Source organism: Selenomonas sp. oral taxon 478, assembly GCF_001189555.1.
Classification (GTDB): domain Bacteria; phylum Bacillota; class Negativicutes; order Selenomonadales; family Selenomonadaceae; genus Centipeda; species Centipeda felix.
This window is the reverse complement of the sequence record NZ_CP012071.1, coordinates 1,225,476-1,241,665: the sequence shown is the minus strand read 5'-3', so window position 1 is coordinate 1,241,665 and position 16,190 is coordinate 1,225,476. Positions and strand designations below refer to the sequence as shown.

The 16,190-nt window shown below is 59.7% G+C and carries 13 protein-coding genes; all 13 read right to left on the bottom strand.

Features of this window, described 5'->3' with window-relative positions; genetic code table 11:
• Positions 1-365: 365 nt before the first annotated feature.
• The 13 genes from cysK to ADJ74_RS05760 all read right to left on the bottom strand — a co-directional run bounded on the left by cysK (position 366) and on the right by ADJ74_RS05760 (position 15,970).
• Positions 366-1,301, bottom strand: a complete 936-nt coding sequence (gene cysK / locus ADJ74_RS05815) for a cysteine synthase A (RefSeq protein WP_009753170.1) — start codon at positions 1,299-1,301, stop codon at positions 366-368.
• A gap of 157 nt (positions 1,302-1,458) precedes the next feature.
• Positions 1,459-1,584, bottom strand: a complete 126-nt coding sequence (locus ADJ74_RS11545; protein WP_253271736.1) for a secretion protein HlyD — start codon at positions 1,582-1,584, stop codon at positions 1,459-1,461.
• Positions 1,585-1,623: 39 nt separating this feature from the next.
• Positions 1,624-3,621: a penicillin-binding protein gene (locus tag ADJ74_RS05810; protein WP_050342627.1), complete on the bottom strand. Its 1,998-nt coding sequence runs from the start codon at positions 3,619-3,621 to the stop codon at positions 1,624-1,626.
• A 164-nt stretch (positions 3,622-3,785) separates the two neighbouring features.
• Positions 3,786-4,484, bottom strand: a complete 699-nt coding sequence (locus ADJ74_RS05805; protein ID WP_009753172.1) for a formate dehydrogenase subunit gamma — start codon at positions 4,482-4,484, stop codon at positions 3,786-3,788.
• Positions 4,485-4,489: 5 nt separating this feature from the next.
• Positions 4,490-5,305: a 4Fe-4S dicluster domain-containing protein gene (locus ADJ74_RS05800; RefSeq protein WP_050342625.1), complete on the bottom strand. Its 816-nt coding sequence runs from the start codon at positions 5,303-5,305 to the stop codon at positions 4,490-4,492.
• Positions 5,306-5,336: 31 nt separating this feature from the next.
• On the bottom strand, positions 5,337-6,209 hold the full coding sequence (locus ADJ74_RS05795; RefSeq protein WP_050342623.1) for a formate dehydrogenase accessory protein FdhE: 873 nt from the start codon (positions 6,207-6,209) through the stop codon (positions 5,337-5,339).
• A gap of 90 nt (positions 6,210-6,299) precedes the next feature.
• Positions 6,300-9,320 (bottom strand): formate dehydrogenase-N subunit alpha, encoded by a 3,021-nt coding sequence (fdnG, locus tag ADJ74_RS05790; protein ID WP_050342619.1) that lies wholly within the window; start codon positions 9,318-9,320, stop codon positions 6,300-6,302.
• Between the two features lie 104 nt (positions 9,321-9,424).
• Positions 9,425-10,222, bottom strand: coding sequence for a formate dehydrogenase accessory sulfurtransferase FdhD (gene fdhD / locus ADJ74_RS05785; protein ID WP_172664517.1), 798 nt, complete (start codon positions 10,220-10,222; stop codon positions 9,425-9,427).
• A 46-nt stretch (positions 10,223-10,268) separates the two neighbouring features.
• Positions 10,269-11,402, bottom strand: a complete 1,134-nt coding sequence (mobB, locus tag ADJ74_RS05780; protein WP_071844301.1) for a molybdopterin-guanine dinucleotide biosynthesis protein B — start codon at positions 11,400-11,402, stop codon at positions 10,269-10,271.
• Positions 11,399-12,322, bottom strand: coding sequence for an MOSC domain-containing protein (locus tag ADJ74_RS05775; RefSeq protein ID WP_050342617.1), 924 nt, complete (start codon positions 12,320-12,322; stop codon positions 11,399-11,401). Before ADJ74_RS05775 ends, mobB begins: the two co-directional genes overlap by 4 nt.
• A 7-nt stretch (positions 12,323-12,329) precedes the next feature.
• Positions 12,330-13,325 (bottom strand): GTP 3',8-cyclase MoaA, encoded by a 996-nt coding sequence (moaA, locus tag ADJ74_RS05770; RefSeq protein WP_050342616.1) that lies wholly within the window; start codon positions 13,323-13,325, stop codon positions 12,330-12,332.
• 148 nt (positions 13,326-13,473) lie between these two features.
• Positions 13,474-14,679, bottom strand: a complete 1,206-nt coding sequence (gene glp, locus ADJ74_RS05765) for a gephyrin-like molybdotransferase Glp (protein WP_050342614.1) — start codon at positions 14,677-14,679, stop codon at positions 13,474-13,476.
• Between the two features lie 262 nt (positions 14,680-14,941).
• Positions 14,942-15,970: a molybdopterin-binding protein gene (locus ADJ74_RS05760; protein WP_050342610.1), complete on the bottom strand. Its 1,029-nt coding sequence runs from the start codon at positions 15,968-15,970 to the stop codon at positions 14,942-14,944.
• Positions 15,971-16,190 lie beyond the last annotated feature (220 nt).

Below are 16,190 nucleotides of genomic sequence, written 5' to 3'. Positions count from 1 at the left end.
ACAAATAACAAATAATGGCACGATATGGAAATAGCAACTATATCGATGAAGATCCGAATTTTTAGCAGCTACATTTTATCGCATTTTCTTAAGAAACAATACAAAGAGAGCAGGAACAAAATTATAAATTCCACTCTCTTGGTCTTATATCGCACAAATCCTTCTTCAACACCCGATATTCCAACGTTTTGTGATGTGTCCCGCACGGTATCAACCTAAAGAATAGGCTCTATCACATAAGAAGAAAGCACTGGGATAAACATCCCAAGGTATATATCGAAAAAAGCATCTCCTATTACAGTCATTTTTTGTAATAAGAGATGCTTTTGCGTATTTTTTACGAAGGACTAATAAGAAGTAATTTTTTACTTACCTGCAAAGAGGTCCGTTGAGAGGTAGCGGTCACCGCCATCGGGCAGGAGGGCGACGATCGTCTTACCCTCATACTCCGGACGCTTTGCCAGCTCCACCGCCGCTGCGAGTGCTGCACCTGAGGAGATGCCAACCAACGCGCCTTCGCGCCGAGCGAACTCGCGCCCGTAGACAAAGGCATCGTCATTCGACACGCGGATCACCTCATCATAGACCTTCGTGTCGAGCGTGTTGGGGACGAAGCCCGCGCCGAGTCCCTGCAGTTTGTGCGGGCCGGGCTTGCCGCCCGAGAGCACGGGCGAGTCCGTCGGCTCCACTGCGACGATGTATACGGCGGGATTCTGCTGCTTCAAATAGCGGCCTGTGCCCGTCACCGTGCCGCCCGTACCGACCCCGGCGACAAAGACATCCACCTTGCCGTCCGTGTCCGCCCAGATCTCGGGGCCCGTCGTCCGCTCGTGCGCGGCAGGATTCGCGAGATTCTCGAACTGCGAGGGGATGAACGAATTCGGGATCTCCTTCTGCAGCTGTTCTGCACGCGCAATAGCGCCCTTCATCCCCTGTGCCCCCTCCGTGAGGACAATCTCTGCGCCGTATGCCTTCAGCAGGTTGCGGCGCTCCACGCTCATCGTCTCCGGCATCGTGAGAATCGCACGGTAGCCGCGCGCCGCCGCCACCGAGGCGATACCGATGCCCGTGTTGCCGCTCGTCGGCTCGATCAGCGTCGCCCCCGGCGCGATCCTGCCGTCTTTCTCTGCCTGCTCAACCATTGCAACCGCAATACGATCCTTCACCGAGCCCGACGGGTTGAAATACTCGAGCTTCACGAGGAGATTCGCCTTGAGATCATGCGCCTTCGCGAACGATTTCGCCGCGAGAAGCGGCGTGCGACCGATGATCTCCGTCACACTCTGATATACCTTCCCCATTGTATCGTCTCCTTCATCTTTATATTATTATCAAACATACCAAAAAACTATGTTTGTAGTTTACACGATTTCAAGTACTGTGTCAAGGGAGGAAATGAAAAAAGACTGCTGTACGATATTTACAGCTTCGTACAGCAGTACTATTTTGAGTTGTTTTTTATGGAAGCACTGATAAATTCAGCACCGCCATCTTAGCGCATCTTTTTTGCCCGCTTTTTGTCGGCAAATCCTCCACATAGCTTTGGCTATGCGTCCGGTTTGTCTCCTCAATCGGACGAAAAATCTACGCCAATCTGACGGACTTCATTTTATCAGCGATTCCTTATGTCGGATGGAAGTAGACCTTTACGCGTTCGCCCTGGTCGACGATGTCGTTGACGCTGAGGCTCTGGCTGACGGCGGCACCCGTGCCCTCGCTCTCGAAGGTAAGTCCGCGCAGCTCGGCGAGGCGCGCCGCCTCGCGCAAGGAGAGTCCCGTAAAGTCGGGCACGACAGCCTTGCCCTCGGGCGGTGTCGCGGCCGCTTCCATGCGCTTTTCTTCGTCGTCGCTGCGCCCCTTCTCCGTGCCCCCCGTCGTTTCGGCAAAGGTGTTGCTCGACGGCTCGACATGGGCATAGCGCAGGAGCTGGGTAAAGATGCGCGAGGCGACAGGTGCGGCGATCTGTCCGCCGTAGAAGTCTCCGCCGCGCGGATCGTCAATCATGACGAGGACGGTGAAGATCGGATCCTCGACGGGTGCAAAGCCACAGAAGGAGGCAATATAGCGGCCTTCAAGATAGCCCGCCGTCTCACGGCGGATCTTCTGTGCCGTACCGGTCTTGCCTGCGATGCGGTAGCCCTTGACTCCCGCCTTCATGCCGCCGCCGCTCGCGACGACCTGCTCCAAGAGCCCGATCAGCGTGCGGTCAACGGTCGGTTCGAGCACACGCCGTATCTCACGCGGTGTGCGCTCCTCGTAGACAGAGCCGTCGGGGTTCCGAATCTCACGCACGATATAGGGGTGCATGAGCGTGCCGCCGTTCGCGATGGCCGCCATGGCCGTGACGAGCTGCAGTGGGGTCACGGCGATACTCTGACCGATCGCCGTCGTCGCGATATCCGAGTCGCGCATATCATCCGCACTGAAGAGGATGCCCTCCTCCTCGCCCGGGAGGTCAATGCCCGTGCGCTCGCCGAAACCAAAGACGCGAGTGTAGTGCATCATCTTCTCCGCGCCGAGGGAGAGCCCCACCTGTGCAAAGCCCGTGTTGAGGGACTTCTTTACGATGTCGGTGAAGGTGACCGCGCCGTAGCTTTCGTTGCTCCAGTTCTGGATGCGTCGTCCCGAGACCATGACGTAGCCGGGGTCAAAGAAGACCTGATTCGGCGTAACGATGGCCTCCTGCAGTGCCGCGCCCGCAATGACGGCCTTAAACGTCGAGCCAGGCTCATAGATAAAGGCAACGGCGCGATTCTTCCAGTTCTCCTGCGGATACTCCCAGAAGCGGTTGGGGTTGTAGGAGGGGCGTGATGCCATGGCGAGGATCTCGCCCGTCTTTGGATCCATGACGATCGCCGTGATGGAGTCGGGGTTGTTCTCCGCCATCGCACGGTCAAGTTCCTGCTCGACCATGAACTGAATTGTGCTGTCAATGGTCAGTGAAACGGTCTTGCAGTAGTCGCTGCCGTAGACGCGCCGTCCCGCAAAGATGGAGTCGAGGATAGGGCGGCGCTGTCCGTCGACGGTGAGCCGCTCCTCGCGCACCTCGCCTTTCAGGAGCGGGTCAAGTGCCTGCTCCACGCCGTCAAGTCCCTCGTCGTCCGTGCCGACGAAGCCGATGACGTTCGCCGCGAGCGCGTCGTTCGGATAGTAGCGCTTTGCCTCGTTCTGAAAGCCGAGGCAGTCGCTGTAGCCCTTCTCACGAATGACGGCGCGCACGGCCTCGTACTCCGTGTGCTCCAGCCGCCGCTTGACCCAGACGAATCCGCCGCCGCGCGCGATGTCGTCGAGGATGTCCTGCTCCGTGAGGCCGATAAGCGGTGCAATATCACTTGCGATCTCCTCGGGGTTGTGGGTGTCATAGACGTGGTTTGGGTCGACGAAAAGGGATTTCGTCATGCTGCTGACGGCGAGTTCCTTGCCGCCGCGGTCGAGAATCGCCCCGCGCAGGGACTGGATGTGGAACTCGTAGCCGCTCTGGTCGCGCATCCGCTGGGCGAGCGCATCCCCCTGCACGATCTGCAGATAGGCATAGCGGAATACCAAGATAACGAGAACGCCGATCATTACGAGCGCGACGTAGCCGATGCGCCCCTGCACGGTCGACCGAATATTTTTCATCTGTCCATCTCCCCATGATGCACTGCGATTGTGTTACGGGTAACAGAGACCGTTACTCCATATACTCTGTCATGATACCATAAACGGGCGGGAAAAAAAAGACACGGCTCTGCGCAGGCAAAGCCGTGTCTTTCATAGGGATTACGGAACAGAGAGGAAACGCCTCAGTGGTTTCCCTCTGCCTTTTCCGCCTCGTTGATCTCCGCGCGCGTAACGATGCCCTCGGAGATGAGCTCGTTCACCCATGCACCATGGTGATGGTCGGCGTACGATGCCTTGATCGTGCCGTCCGTCATGCCGTGCAGGGAGTCGGGGTTGACGCCCGCCGCGAGGTAGATATGCCCGAGCGCTGCGGCAAAGCAGACTGCTGCCGCAATGCTGTGGACGGGGATGGCATACGCCGTAATCGTCGCGGGCAGGATACTGTCGCCCATCCAGAGGATGAGACCGGTGACGACGATGACGACCGACAGCGCAAGCTGTAGGGCGATGTTCATCTTCTCGCCGCCGTTGTAGAACCCCTGCGGGGGCATGTGGGGATCTTTGCCCATCAGCTCGAGGGGGAATTTCTGCATGAATTCCATATCCTTCTTGCCGAAGCTGAAGATCTCCTTCAGCATGATGATGTAGCCCTTGCGTGCGATGATGAAACCGATAATCGGGGTCAGGATAAACATGACGCCGAACACACGGTGCGCATACATGAGCGTCTTATCGCCGAAGATGTTGTAAAGGAAACGGAACGTGTCCGTGTAGAGCGGGAGTGCCGTGAGGAAGAGCATGAAGAACGCAAATGCGTTGAGCCAGTGGCACATGGCAAACGCCTTCTCATGGCGCGGAACGTATTTTTTGTCGATCAACATTGTGCTCACCCCTTCCCCTGCTGGTCATTCTTGCTGCCGCTTGCCATCTTGCGGAGCACCATTGCCCCGACGATGCCGGCCGCTGCGCCGCCGATGGCGAGCTTCGTGAGGGTACGGCCCACCTTCCAGACATCGATGGATGCCGGGGTGACGGGATCCGCCGGGAGTCCGAATACCTCGGGCTTCTCGGGCAGGACATAGATCATGTGCGTACCGCCGACGCCCTTCGGGCTGTAGATGTTCGCATCGGGATGCGATGCGCGTGCGAGATCGACGCGCTCCGCCGCAAGCTGCTTCATCTCCTCCAGCGTACCGAACTCAAGCGCATGCGCGGTACAGGTCTTGGCGCAGGCAGGCTTCAGCACCTCGCCCGTCGTCTCATAGCCATGCGCAATGCGGTCATAGCAGAGATCGCATTTGTACGACTTATGCTTCACATCGTCGATCTTTGGAATGTGCCATGGGCAGTTGTGCTCGCAGTAGTGGCAGCCGACGCATTTGTCCTGATTGATGACGACGGTGCCGTTCTCGTTGCGGTCAATTGCGTTCTCCGGGCAGCCCTTCGCGCAGGCGGGGTCGCCGCAGTGGAAGCAGTTCTTCTTGAAAAAGTCCCAGTGGAACTTCCCCTTGTCGTCAACGCGCTCTTTCATCTCGATGAGCGTGAAGACGGTCGGGGTCAGATCCTTATGCGACTGGTACTGTCCCTCGAAGGGCGTACTCATATCGGGCGGCAGATCATGCCACTGTTTGCAGGCAACCATACAGCCGCGACACGCTGTGCAGCGTGTCATATCATGCAGCATTGCGATTTCCTGTGTCATGACGCTTTCTCCTCCTTTTATCTGTTGTCTTTTATTCCAGAATCGGATTGCCCTTTTTCTGAAGTCCCTGTTCCTCCGCGAGGAGGTCAAGGTGCACCGTTGCCCAGTCCTGCCGATAGATGAAATCACTCGTATCGTCGTCGACGGGGCCGCGATAGGTCTTGATGTAGTGATGGCAGGCATCACAGACATCAAGGCGCATGATGTCGCTGTCCTCCGGCTCGAGCGTGTGCATCTTCTGGAGATCCGTGTTGCCGCAGTAGACGCAGCCGACGCGCGTATAGTGCCAGCGCGTGCCGCAGCCGCCGCAAACGAGATCGCGTGCGCGCCCCTGACGGTACTTCCTGAGATCGGCGATGACGGGCTGCCGTCCGCAGACGGGGCAGTAGTTCTCACTGAAACGCGGCTGGTCGCGGTCGGGATTCCACATCGTGGGATCCTTCAGCTCCGCAGGGACGAGCGCGGCGATGATGCGCCAGATCGTGCTGCGGATAAAGCCCTCGTTCAGGTCATAGCGCTGGCAGAGTGCTGCAAACGCCTTCTTGTCCTGTGTGAGCACGGCAATGATGAATTCTTCCTTTGCCGCCTTGCGCAGGGGCTTCAGCGCGGCGAGATAGCCGCGCGCCGACTCCTGCATGAGGGGCGGCACATCCGCTTCGGCGATGCGGGCAAAGACGTCCTCCTGCATGAGGTAGACCGCACGCACCATGCGTTTGCGATATGTCTCCTGCTGCAGGATCGGCAGCTTCTCCGCGACCGTCTTCGTGACGGCACGCGCGGGGAGCTGTATGGGCTCCGGCGTGCCGACCGCCGCGTCGACGAGGCGATAGACGCGCTCAGTCTCGGCGAGGAACGGATGCTTCTTCAGGAAGCGCTTCATCGGATCGGTGTTCTTCGATTTCATAAAAAGGGGTTCTCCTCGTCTTTTCAGACGTTCGTTGTTGTGAATGTTCGTTCTGCGGTCAGCCCCCATACGCGGCGTACCGCGGGGAACTTACACGCGTTCGACGTTGGCGAGGCAGGCCTTGAACTCCTGCTCCTGCACGTTCGGATCGAGTGCATCGATGGTCAGATAGTTGCCGGAAGGACCCGTCGAGAGCCCCTTGAAGCCCCAGTTGTAGGGCATCCAGATCATGTGCGTCTCCACGCCGTTGATCATGAGCGGCTGAGCACGCTTCGTGACCATCGCCTTGACCTCAATTGCAGCACGCGTCGTGCTGACACGGACACGGTCGCCGCCGCGCACGCCGATCTTCGCGGCAAGCTGCTCCGAGATCTCGACGAACGGCTCCTTGACCAGCTCGTTGAGGTACGGGATGTTGCGCGTGATCGTGCCCGAGCACCAGTGCTCCGTCAGGCTCGATGAGCAGAGGACGTAGGGGTACTCATCCGGCGTGCCGATCTTCTGCAGTTCGGGGACACGCGGATAGATAACGCAGGGGTTGAACTGCGCCTTCTGTCCCTCGTTCATCATGTTCTTTGTCGGGCTCTCGACAGGCTCATAGAACTCCGGCAGCGGGCCGTCTACGGGGACGTAGGAGTGATCGCGCGTCTCGCCGCTCTCCACGTCGCTGTACTCGGCGGCGAAGAGGCGGCCGATGCCCTCACCGTTCATACGGAACGGTTTCTGTCCGCCCGGGGTGTTGGGTCCCTGTGTGCGATCGCCGACGTCCGGGACGTCGTAGCCATCCCAGATGCCCTTGGCCTCATCCCACCAGACAAGTGCCTGATCGGGGCGGGTCGGCTTGCCGTTCTCGTCGCAGGACGCACGGTTGTAGAGCATGTGAATGTTGTCGGGCCACGTCCATGCGTAGTTCGGGAAGATGCCCATGTTGCCGTTGTCTTCCTGTCCGCGGCGCTTTGCCATGTGGACACCGTCACCGTAGATGCCCGTGAAGATCCACATGCCCGCCATCGTCGTGCCGTCGTCGCGGATCTCGCGGATGCCGCGCAGGAGATGGCCATCCTTCAGGTCGTAGCCGTTGCACTCCTTCATGATGTTCTCGACATACGCCTCGCCGTTCGCCTCGGGATCGCCGTAGTTCCATGTGAGGAGCTTGATCGTGTTGTCCTTCGGGTCGGTCGAGTCCTTGTAGAGCTCCACGATGCGCTTCCAGAGCTTGTCGCAGATCCAGTAGTCCGGACGCGAGTCGTGCGTGGGATCGGGGCCCTTCATGCGCCACTGGATCATGCGCATGGAGTTCGTCATCGTGCCGCAGCGCTCGAGGTAGGAGGCCGCCGGCATGAAGATGACCTCGGTCTGGATGTCGGCAGGGTTGTCGCCCGGACGCTCCCAGAACGCCGCCGTTTCGTTGACGAAGACATCCTGCACGATGAGCGTACGGACGCCCTTGAGCCCCTTGTTGACGATCGTGAGGTTCGCGTTCGTCATCTGCGGGTTCTGTCCGCAGACGTACAGGCACTTGATCTGCCCCTCGATCGCCTTCTCGAACATGACGTACATGGAGTCGTTGTGCGTGCCGTTGCGGATCGGCAGTGCATTGAACAGGTAGTCATTTCCTGCATTTGCCGCATCGCCGAACCACGCCTTGAGAAGGTTCTTGAGGAACTTCGCACGGAACGTACCGTTGTGGTGTGTCCACTTTGCAAGTGTATCGTCCGTATGCGTCGGATACGAGAGGTAGGATGGGTAGTACTGGAACATGATGCCGTAGTCCGTCGAGGACTGGACGTTCGGCTGCCCGCGCAGAGCGTCAATGCCGCCGCCTGAGACACCGATGTTGCCCATGAGCAGCTGGATGATCGTAAAGCAGCGGATGTTCTCCACGCCGATCGTGTGCTGCGTCATGCCGAGGGCGTACATCATGACCGTCGGCGTAATGCTCGAGAAGAGCTCCGCAGCCTTCTTGATGTCCGCAACGGGCATGCCCGTGATCGCCGATGCCTTCTCAAATGTATAGCGCGAGAAATGCTTCGCCAGGCGATCCATGACCGTGCCCGGCTCCGACATCGACAGCGCCTTCATCGGCTTGCCGTTCGCATCGACCTTGTAGCCCCACGTCTCCTTGTTGTACGTCCGCGTCTTCTCGTTGTAGCCGGAGAAGATACCTGCATCAAAAGAGTAGTCATCACGCAGCAGGCAGTAGGCATTCGTGTTGCGGCGCAGATAGTCGGCATCGTATTTTTTGTTCTGAATAATATAGTTGATAAGTGCTCCAAGGAAAACGATATCGGTGCCGGGACGCAGCTGGAAGAAATGATCGGCAACGCGCGAGGTACGTGTATAGCGTACGTCTACGTGAACGATGGTGGCTCCGTTGTCCTTTGCCTCCATGACCCGCTTCATCGCGAGCGGATGGCATTCTGCGAGGTTCGAGCCCTCGATCCAGACCAGCTTCGCCTTCTTGAGGTTGTACCACGATCCTGTCATCGCGCCGCGTCCAAAGGCGGCATTCAGCGCCGGCGGCGTCGTCGCATGACAGACGCGCGTCTGGTTGTCGATATAGACAACACCGAGCGCACGAGCCATCTTGATGAGCTGATAGCACTCTTCGTTGTTGACCTGCGAGCCGCCGACAAAGCCGATGGCATCCGTACGGTTGCTCATGAACTTGTAGCCGTTCGCCTCGTCCTGCCCGACCCAGTTCTCGTCACGTGCCTTCTTCATGGCACGTGCAGAGCGGTCGATGGCCTCCTCCCAGCTGATCTCCTCCCAATGGTCGCTGCCGGGTGCGCGGTACATCGGGCACTTCGGACGCAGCTCCGCGTTCGGGATGTGACCATAGCCGATTCCCTTCGGGCACAGGCCGCCGCGATTGACGGGGTTGTCTGCCGCACCTTCGAGGTTGATCAGCTTGCCGTCCTTGACGTAGCCGATCGTTCCGCAGCCGCAGCCGCAGAAGTGGCAGACGGAGGTAAATTCGCGACCGCCCGTCAGCTTGTACTCTTTTGCCGCCGCCGAGACCGTTGCGACGTCAAGTCCGAGACTGGCGAGTGCCAGCCCGACGCCGCTTAGCCCGGTGGCTTTCAAAAAGTCACGTCTGCTAAGGTTCATCGTGATTCTCCTTTCGTATCGGCGGGATTCCGCCGACAGGCTCTCCTAAACTTCTATATGAAACGAGGATGTCCCCGGTTTCAGCAATGTACAGAGGTACACCGTCAGAGGGTGATGCGCTCAGGGTTTGCGTAGATGCAGAACGAGCCCGGCGCCATGCGCGCGCAGAGCGTGATGCCGAGTTTGCGCGCGATGTTGAGCGAGAGGGTGGTCGGAACGGACTTCGCCGCAACCGTGGAGATCCCCATCCGCCCCAGTTTGAGCATCATCTCCGAGGAGCAGCGCCCGCTGAAGATGATGATTTTATCGGAAATCTCCACGTGATTCCTGAGCGCCCAGCCATAGAGCTTGTCAAAGACGTTATGGCGGCCGACGTCCTCACGGAAGACAAGGATTTTCTTGTTTGCCTGATCGAACAGGACGCCGCTGTGGACGCCGTTCGTCGTATCGTGGGTCTTGGAGAGATGTGCGAGCAGCTCATCCGCTGTCGCGAGGATGTCCTTCGCGCTGAAGCGCACGTCGCGCGGCCGCTCAAAGATTTCCTCGGGGCGCAGTTTCAGGATGCGCCGTGCCGAGAAGTAGCGCGGATTTTTCACTGCGTCCGCCGCCCACCACTGCGCATCCGTCGTCGTCTTGACCGCGGCGCGCAGATGCTCTGCGTCCACCGTCATTTCCACGATATCGTCAAAGCTGCGGATGCGTCCCATCTGAGCGAGCATCCCAACGATGAGATCCTCGAAGTCGACGGGTGAGCAGAACGCCGTCGTAAAGTTCTCCCCGTTGAGATCGATGTCGAAGAAGACCTCCTCCGAGGTATATTTATGATCCGCGACAAACGCATTCTCCTCAGAGACATAGCGGGTCACGGGTACGTCGATAAAGTCACTGCGCTGAATTTCCATCGTTTCTATTCTTCCATTCGTATACTGCATGCTCTCACGCGAGCACCTACATCGTCAAAAACATTATGCCGTCTGCCCCATAGAGCGGCCGCCCCATAAGAAAGAGAGTGATCTGCGCCGCTGTCTCCATATCATCGAGATCATAGGAGAGCAGCCCGTCATGCGGTGCGGCATCCTTTTGAAAAAGTGCCGTCACACGTGCATCAATCTCCAGCGCGGCAAGTCCGCGGTCGAGCATGAGAGTCGGCAATGCGCCGCGTGAACGCGACTCCGTAATAAAAAGATCTATATCATATTCTATTTTCGATATAAGATTCTGAAAATCCTTCCTTTGATCTTCTATTTTCTGAATGAAATAGCCATTCGGCGCACTAATTGCCGTTGCCCGCGCCCCCGCCGTCATGAAACGCGCCGTATCCTTTCCCTCCGTATCGAGCTGAAAACCGTGGCTGTCGCTCTTGATGACCGCTGTACGCACGCCATGTACCGCAAGGCGCGGGATAAGCCGCTCGATGAAGGTTGTCTTGCCCGTCCCCGAAGCAGGGGCTGCGACGGAGAGAATGGGCCGCTCACGCCCCTCGTTCGCAATGCGTCCGCATGCGAGGCGGTAGGCAGCAGGGGTGTTCACGTTGAAGAAGAGTCCCGCATCCACCGCGAGCGGCAGTTCGCGCACGGTGAGGCCGCGCAGGATAATGCCGAGCTTGCGGTCGCCGCGTGCGATGGCAGCGGCAAATGCCTGTCCCGCATCGCGCCGATAGAGCGCGGCGAGCGGCTGCCAATAGCCTGCAAGCGTCGGCAGGACGACCTGCACCGCACCGCGTGCCTCGGGCAGCAGTGCCCGCACAAGATCGAAATCGTAGAAGGGCATATCGCCTGAGAGGACGAGCGACCATTCCGTCTCCGCCGCAGCGAGTCCCGCCGCAATTGCCGCTGCCGGGCCCTGCTGCGGGCGATCGTCCGTGACGAGATGCGCCCCGTACGCCGCCGCTAGCTCCGTGAGCTCTCTGCGCTCCCCCTCCGCCGCGAGGACAATCGTGCGAAACCCTGCCGTACGGCCGCGCCGCAAGGTACGGGAGAGCAGCGTCTCACCGTCCGCCATGGGGAGGAACCGCTTGTCCTCGCCCATGCGCGTACTCATGCCGCCCGCCGCGACGATGAGCGTCAGGTCGGCGGGCGTCACCGTGCGCACTCCCCCGCGTCGCCGCGCAGGATCTCGATGCCGTGCTGCAGCTGGGGCAGGATGAAGCCGAGACACTCGCGCACCGCTTTCTCACTGCCGGGCAGGTTGACGATCAGTGAGCGTTTCCGCAGGCCCGCCGTCGCACGGCTGAGCATGGCACGCGGGGTCACCTTCATCGAGAGAGCGCGCATCGCCTCGGCGATGCCCGGTGCCTCGCGGTCGATCACGGCACGCGTCGCCTCAGGTGTCACGTCGCGCACGGAAAAGCCCGTGCCGCCCGTCGTCAGGATCAGCCCGACGCCGCGGTCCGACCAGAGCGTCATCTCACGCTCGAGTTCCTCACGCTCGTCGGGCACGATGCTGTAGCCCGCGACATCGTACCCCTCCGCCGTCAGGATCTCGCGAATCGCCGCGCCGCTCGCATCCTCACGCTCGCCGCGCGAGCCCTTGTCGCTCGCCGTGATGACGGCGGCGTCGAGCGGGATCTTCTCCGTCGTGATCTCCAGCGTATCGCCGACCGTTACCCAGCCGCCGTGCAGAATACGGGCAAAAACGCCCTCACGCGGCATGATGCAGTCGCCGACGCGGTGAAAGATCTCGCAGTGACTGTGGCACTTCTTCCCGATCTGTGTGATCTCAAGAAAAACCTGTCCCACGCGCAGGCGTGTCCCCACGGGGAGCTCCTTGAAGCGGAACCCCTCGGCGACGACGTTCTCGCCGAACGCGCCAAACGCCACATCTGCACCGCGCGCACGGAAATCCTCGATCTCGCCGAGGCCGAGCAGGCTCACCTGTCGGTGCCAGTCGCCCGCATGGGCATCGCCGTCGATGCCGTATTCCGTGATAAAGAAGGCGCGGTCTGTCGCCTGTTTTTCCGTGCCGCGCTTCTCACTGATGCACAGCGCCCGAATCTCTCCCATATCCGTATTAGCCTCCCACTTGATACATGGCGCGGTGATCGCGCGTCTCCTGATCGATTTCAAAATGATGTTCTTCGGGCTTCTGCCACACCGCATGGGCAATGGCATCCGCGAGCTGTGCATCCGACATTCCGCCGCGCAGCAGTGCACGCGTGTCAAGCCCCGCACTGCTGTAGAGGCAGAGCTTCAGGAAGCCCTCCGCCGTCAGGCGCACGCGGTTGCACGTATGGCAGAATTTGTGCTCCATCGCATCGATAAAGCCAATGGTTCCCGTAAAACCGGCAGGCCTCACATAGGCGGCGGGCCCCTTCGGCACCGCGCCCTCATGTGCCGCCTCCCCCACGGGCAGGAGTGCGCCGAACGCATCCTTCAGCCGCGCGCGCACCTCGTCCATCGGTACGCCGCGATAGTTCTCCGTCCGCGCACAGCCGATCGGCATGAGCTCGATAAAACGCACATCAATCGGATGTGCACGGGCAATCGCGGCGAGCGCGGCGAGTTCCTCATCGTTCACGCCCATGATCGGCACGCAGTTCACCTTGACCGTGAGGCGCTCCTCCTCGGCAAGTTGCGTGAGTGCCTCCATCACCGCGCCGAACATAGGCCGCCGCGTGATGGAGAAGAATGTCCCGCCGTCGAGTGTATCGAGGCTGAGATTCACCGCGTCGAGGCCGGCATCCAGCAGCTCATCCATCATCGTGCCGAGCAGGACTCCATTCGTCGTGAGCGCCACCGTCTCGATGCCCGGGATCTCTTTCAGCCCGCGCACAAGGCGTGTGATGTCACGCCGCACGAGCGGCTCACCGCCTGTCAGGCGCACCTTGCGAACGCCCAGTGCCGCGAGCACACGCACATCGCGCAGGATCTCCTCATAGGTGAGCACATCCGCGTGGCGCAGCTTCTTGACCCCATGCGCCGGCATACAGTAGCGGCAGCGCAGATTGCAGCAGTCCGTCACCGAAACGCGCAGATATTCAATTTTCCGCTGAAACTGATCCTGCATGATGAACCTTCTATCTATCTTTCTATCTTTCTATCTTTTTCCTATACGTTGACGTGAAAGGCAGAAGTTGATGCGTCGAAGCAACCGGGAAAAGTGCACGTTTGCTTCGCCGGGGGTTGCTGCGGGACATCACCACAGCACTGCTTCGTCAGAGAATCACAACATCCACTTCCGCCCCTGCCGCGAGCGGCGGCGTCCCCGCCGGCACATCCACGAACGCGTCGCAGCCCGCTGCCGAAAAGAGCGAACCGGACTCATGCTGATCGGGCAGCGAGACGCGCCCATCCGCCTCCATGCGTGCACGCAGGAAACGCCGTCCGCGGCAGGGCTTGGGGAACGCATCGGCGAGCACGGCACGGCGGCGCGGCATGAGCACATCCGTCTCGCCCGCAAGCCGCGCAATCGCCGGACGCGCCATCAGCTCGAACGTCGCATAGGCGGCGAACGGGTTGCCTGAGAGCGCGATACCGAGCATGCTGCCGCGCGTATAGGCAATGGCGGGGGCGCCCGGCTTCATGCAGACGCGCCAGAACAGCCGCTCCGCCCCGAGGGCGGGCACAACGCCGTGCATGATGTCCTTCTTGCCCACGGAGACGCCGCCCGACGTGAGAAAGAGATCCACACGATCCGCATAGGAGGCGATCACCTCCGCCGCGCGTTCCACATCATCAGGCACCGAGCCGACCACCGTCACCTCTGCGCCGAGTTCCTTCAGGCGTCCCGCAAGGAGGTAGAGATTGCTGTTGTAGATCTTGCCGGGACGCAGCGGCTCGCCGGGCTGCAGCAGTTCGTCGCCCGTACTGGCAACGGCAATGCTTACGCGCCGATGGACACATACCGCAGCATAACCCTCACTCGCGAGTACCGCAATCTGCGCCGCATGGATGCGCTTTCCTCGGCGCACGAGCAGATTTCCCTTTTTAATATCCTCGCCCGCATAGCAGTAGTTCTCGAACGGCTGTGACGTAAAGGGAACAAAGATCGCATCCCCCTCCTCGCGCACATCTTCCTGCCGCACGACACAGTCACAGCCCTTCGGAATCGCGCCGCCCGTCATGATGCGGACACACTCCCCCGCGCTGACTGCGCCGTCGAAAAAATCGCCCGCGCACTCTTCGCCGATCACCGACAGGCGCACAGGGTGCTCTGCCGAGGCGTCCGCCGTGCTCGCCGACGCAAAGGTATAGCCGTCGAGCGGCGAACGGTCAAACGGCGGATTGTCAAACGCTGCGTACACATCCTCCGCCGCCACGCGCCCCACCGCCTCCAGCAAGGGAACGCGCTCCGTCTCCGCGACGGGTACTGCATGTGCGAGCAGTACCTCGATTGCCTGCTCCAGTTCTATGTCCTGCATGGAATCCTCCCTTGCTGATACCTGTCATTGTCTCTGCATTGAATGATCTTCTTGCAGTTATGTGATGATATATGGGATAATGCCCTAAGCGAACCTTAGCGGCGCAAGTGAGTAAAGCGAGCGGTACGCCCCGTTGGACTTCTTTCGTCCAAGCGAAGCGCGTTTAAGAAGTCCAACGGTATTTAAGCGTACAAGCTCGCGATCACTTGCAAGCGAGGCGTTCGCGCAGGGCATGTACCCCGATACAAAACCACTGTACCCCTTACTTTCCGAACGGGCAAATGGGATAGTGGCAAACCTTGCATCCCATGCAGAGCCCGCCAATCCCAAGGCGCGTGATCTCCTGCCGCGTCCACGCGCTGCCCGCCGCGACACGCGGCAGAATAATATCAAAGATCGTCGCGGGCGAGTACATCACGCAGCCCGGCAGCCCCATGATCGGCACCTGCCGCCCATCCTTCTCATAGTAGGCGAGCAGGAACATCGCACCCGGCAGCACAGGTGCGCCGTACGTCACGATGCGCGCCCCCGTCGCTTTGATCGCCGCCGGCGTGCGGTCATCGGGGTCGACGCTCATGCCGCCCGTGCAGAGCACCATATCCATCCCCGCGTCGAGCAGCTCCTCAATCGCCGCACGCGTGTGCTCCGTCCCATCATCCGAAAGACGGTGCTCATCCACCTTCAGGCCGAAGGCACGCAGCTTGGCATCGATCACGGGCGTGAACGTATCCTTGATGCGCCCATGGAACACCTCAGAGCCCGTCGTCACCACGCCGACCTTCATCTTCTGATACGGCAGGATCCGCAGCATCGGCTGAGTGCCCGCCGTCTCACGCACCCGCTCCATCACCGCCTTGTCGATGACGAGCGGGATCACGCGCATCCCCGCGAGCTTCGTCCCCGCCTTGACAGGCATGTGCTGCGCAATCGTCGCAATCATCACATCCTCGATGTCGTTGACGGCATTGAGCGCATCCTCGTTCACCTCGAACACGCCCGCCGTCGTCGCGGTCAGCTCTATCTTGCCCTCGCTCGGCTCACTCGCCGCCATGTGCTCATTCTGACAGACATCACGCAGAATCGCCGCCGCATTGTTCTCATGCAGCAGATTCGGATCGTCCTCCCAGACAAAGATATGCTCTTTGCCAATGCGCAGAAGAACGGGAATATCCTCCGCACGGATCACATCGCCCTTGCGGAAGCGTGCGCCCTTTCGCTCCCCGCGCACAATCTCTGTAATGTCGTGGCAGAGCACCATCCCCACCGCATCCTGAACACGAACCTCACGCATACTGCTCTCCCCGCTTGATTCGGCGGCATTCCGCAAGTGCCGTCACTCTCCTATAAAGCACTCCATCCACCGCCGTCACGGCACAAATTAAATTATATCGCATAAAATGATTCTCAACTATGAATATCTATTATTGATTATACCACAAAAAATAAATAACCTCTATGAGTTTTCCTAAATTATAGATAGATTCATTTAATGTTAGAGAAACACAATTGAT

Excerpts from the sequence above, each read along its gene's own strand:
- ADJ74_RS05810 (WP_050342627.1), bottom strand. The coding sequence starts at position 3,621 with ATGAAAAATATTCGGTCGACCGTGCAGGGGCGCATCGGCTACGTCGCG.
- ADJ74_RS05805 (WP_009753172.1), bottom strand. The coding sequence starts at position 4,484 with ATGTTGATCGACAAAAAATACGTTCCGCGCCATGAGAAGGCGTTTGCC.
- glp (WP_050342614.1), bottom strand. The coding sequence starts at position 14,679 with ATGCAGGACATAGAACTGGAGCAGGCAATCGAGGTACTGCTCGCACAT.
- ADJ74_RS05800 (WP_050342625.1), bottom strand. The coding sequence starts at position 5,305 with ATGACACAGGAAATCGCAATGCTGCATGATATGACACGCTGCACAGCG.
- moaA (WP_050342616.1), bottom strand. The coding sequence starts at position 13,325 with ATGCAGGATCAGTTTCAGCGGAAAATTGAATATCTGCGCGTTTCGGTG.
- ADJ74_RS05795 (WP_050342623.1), bottom strand. The coding sequence starts at position 6,209 with ATGAAATCGAAGAACACCGATCCGATGAAGCGCTTCCTGAAGAAGCAT.
- ADJ74_RS05760 (WP_050342610.1), bottom strand. The coding sequence starts at position 15,970 with ATGCGTGAGGTTCGTGTTCAGGATGCGGTGGGGATGGTGCTCTGCCAC.
- fdhD (WP_172664517.1), bottom strand. The coding sequence starts at position 10,222 with ATGGAAATTCAGCGCAGTGACTTTATCGACGTACCCGTGACCCGCTAT.
- cysK (WP_009753170.1), bottom strand. The coding sequence starts at position 1,301 with ATGGGGAAGGTATATCAGAGTGTGACGGAGATCATCGGTCGCACGCCG.
- ADJ74_RS05775 (WP_050342617.1), bottom strand. The coding sequence starts at position 12,322 with ATGGGAGAGATTCGGGCGCTGTGCATCAGTGAGAAGCGCGGCACGGAA.
- fdnG (WP_050342619.1), bottom strand. The coding sequence starts at position 9,320 with ATGAACCTTAGCAGACGTGACTTTTTGAAAGCCACCGGGCTAAGCGGC.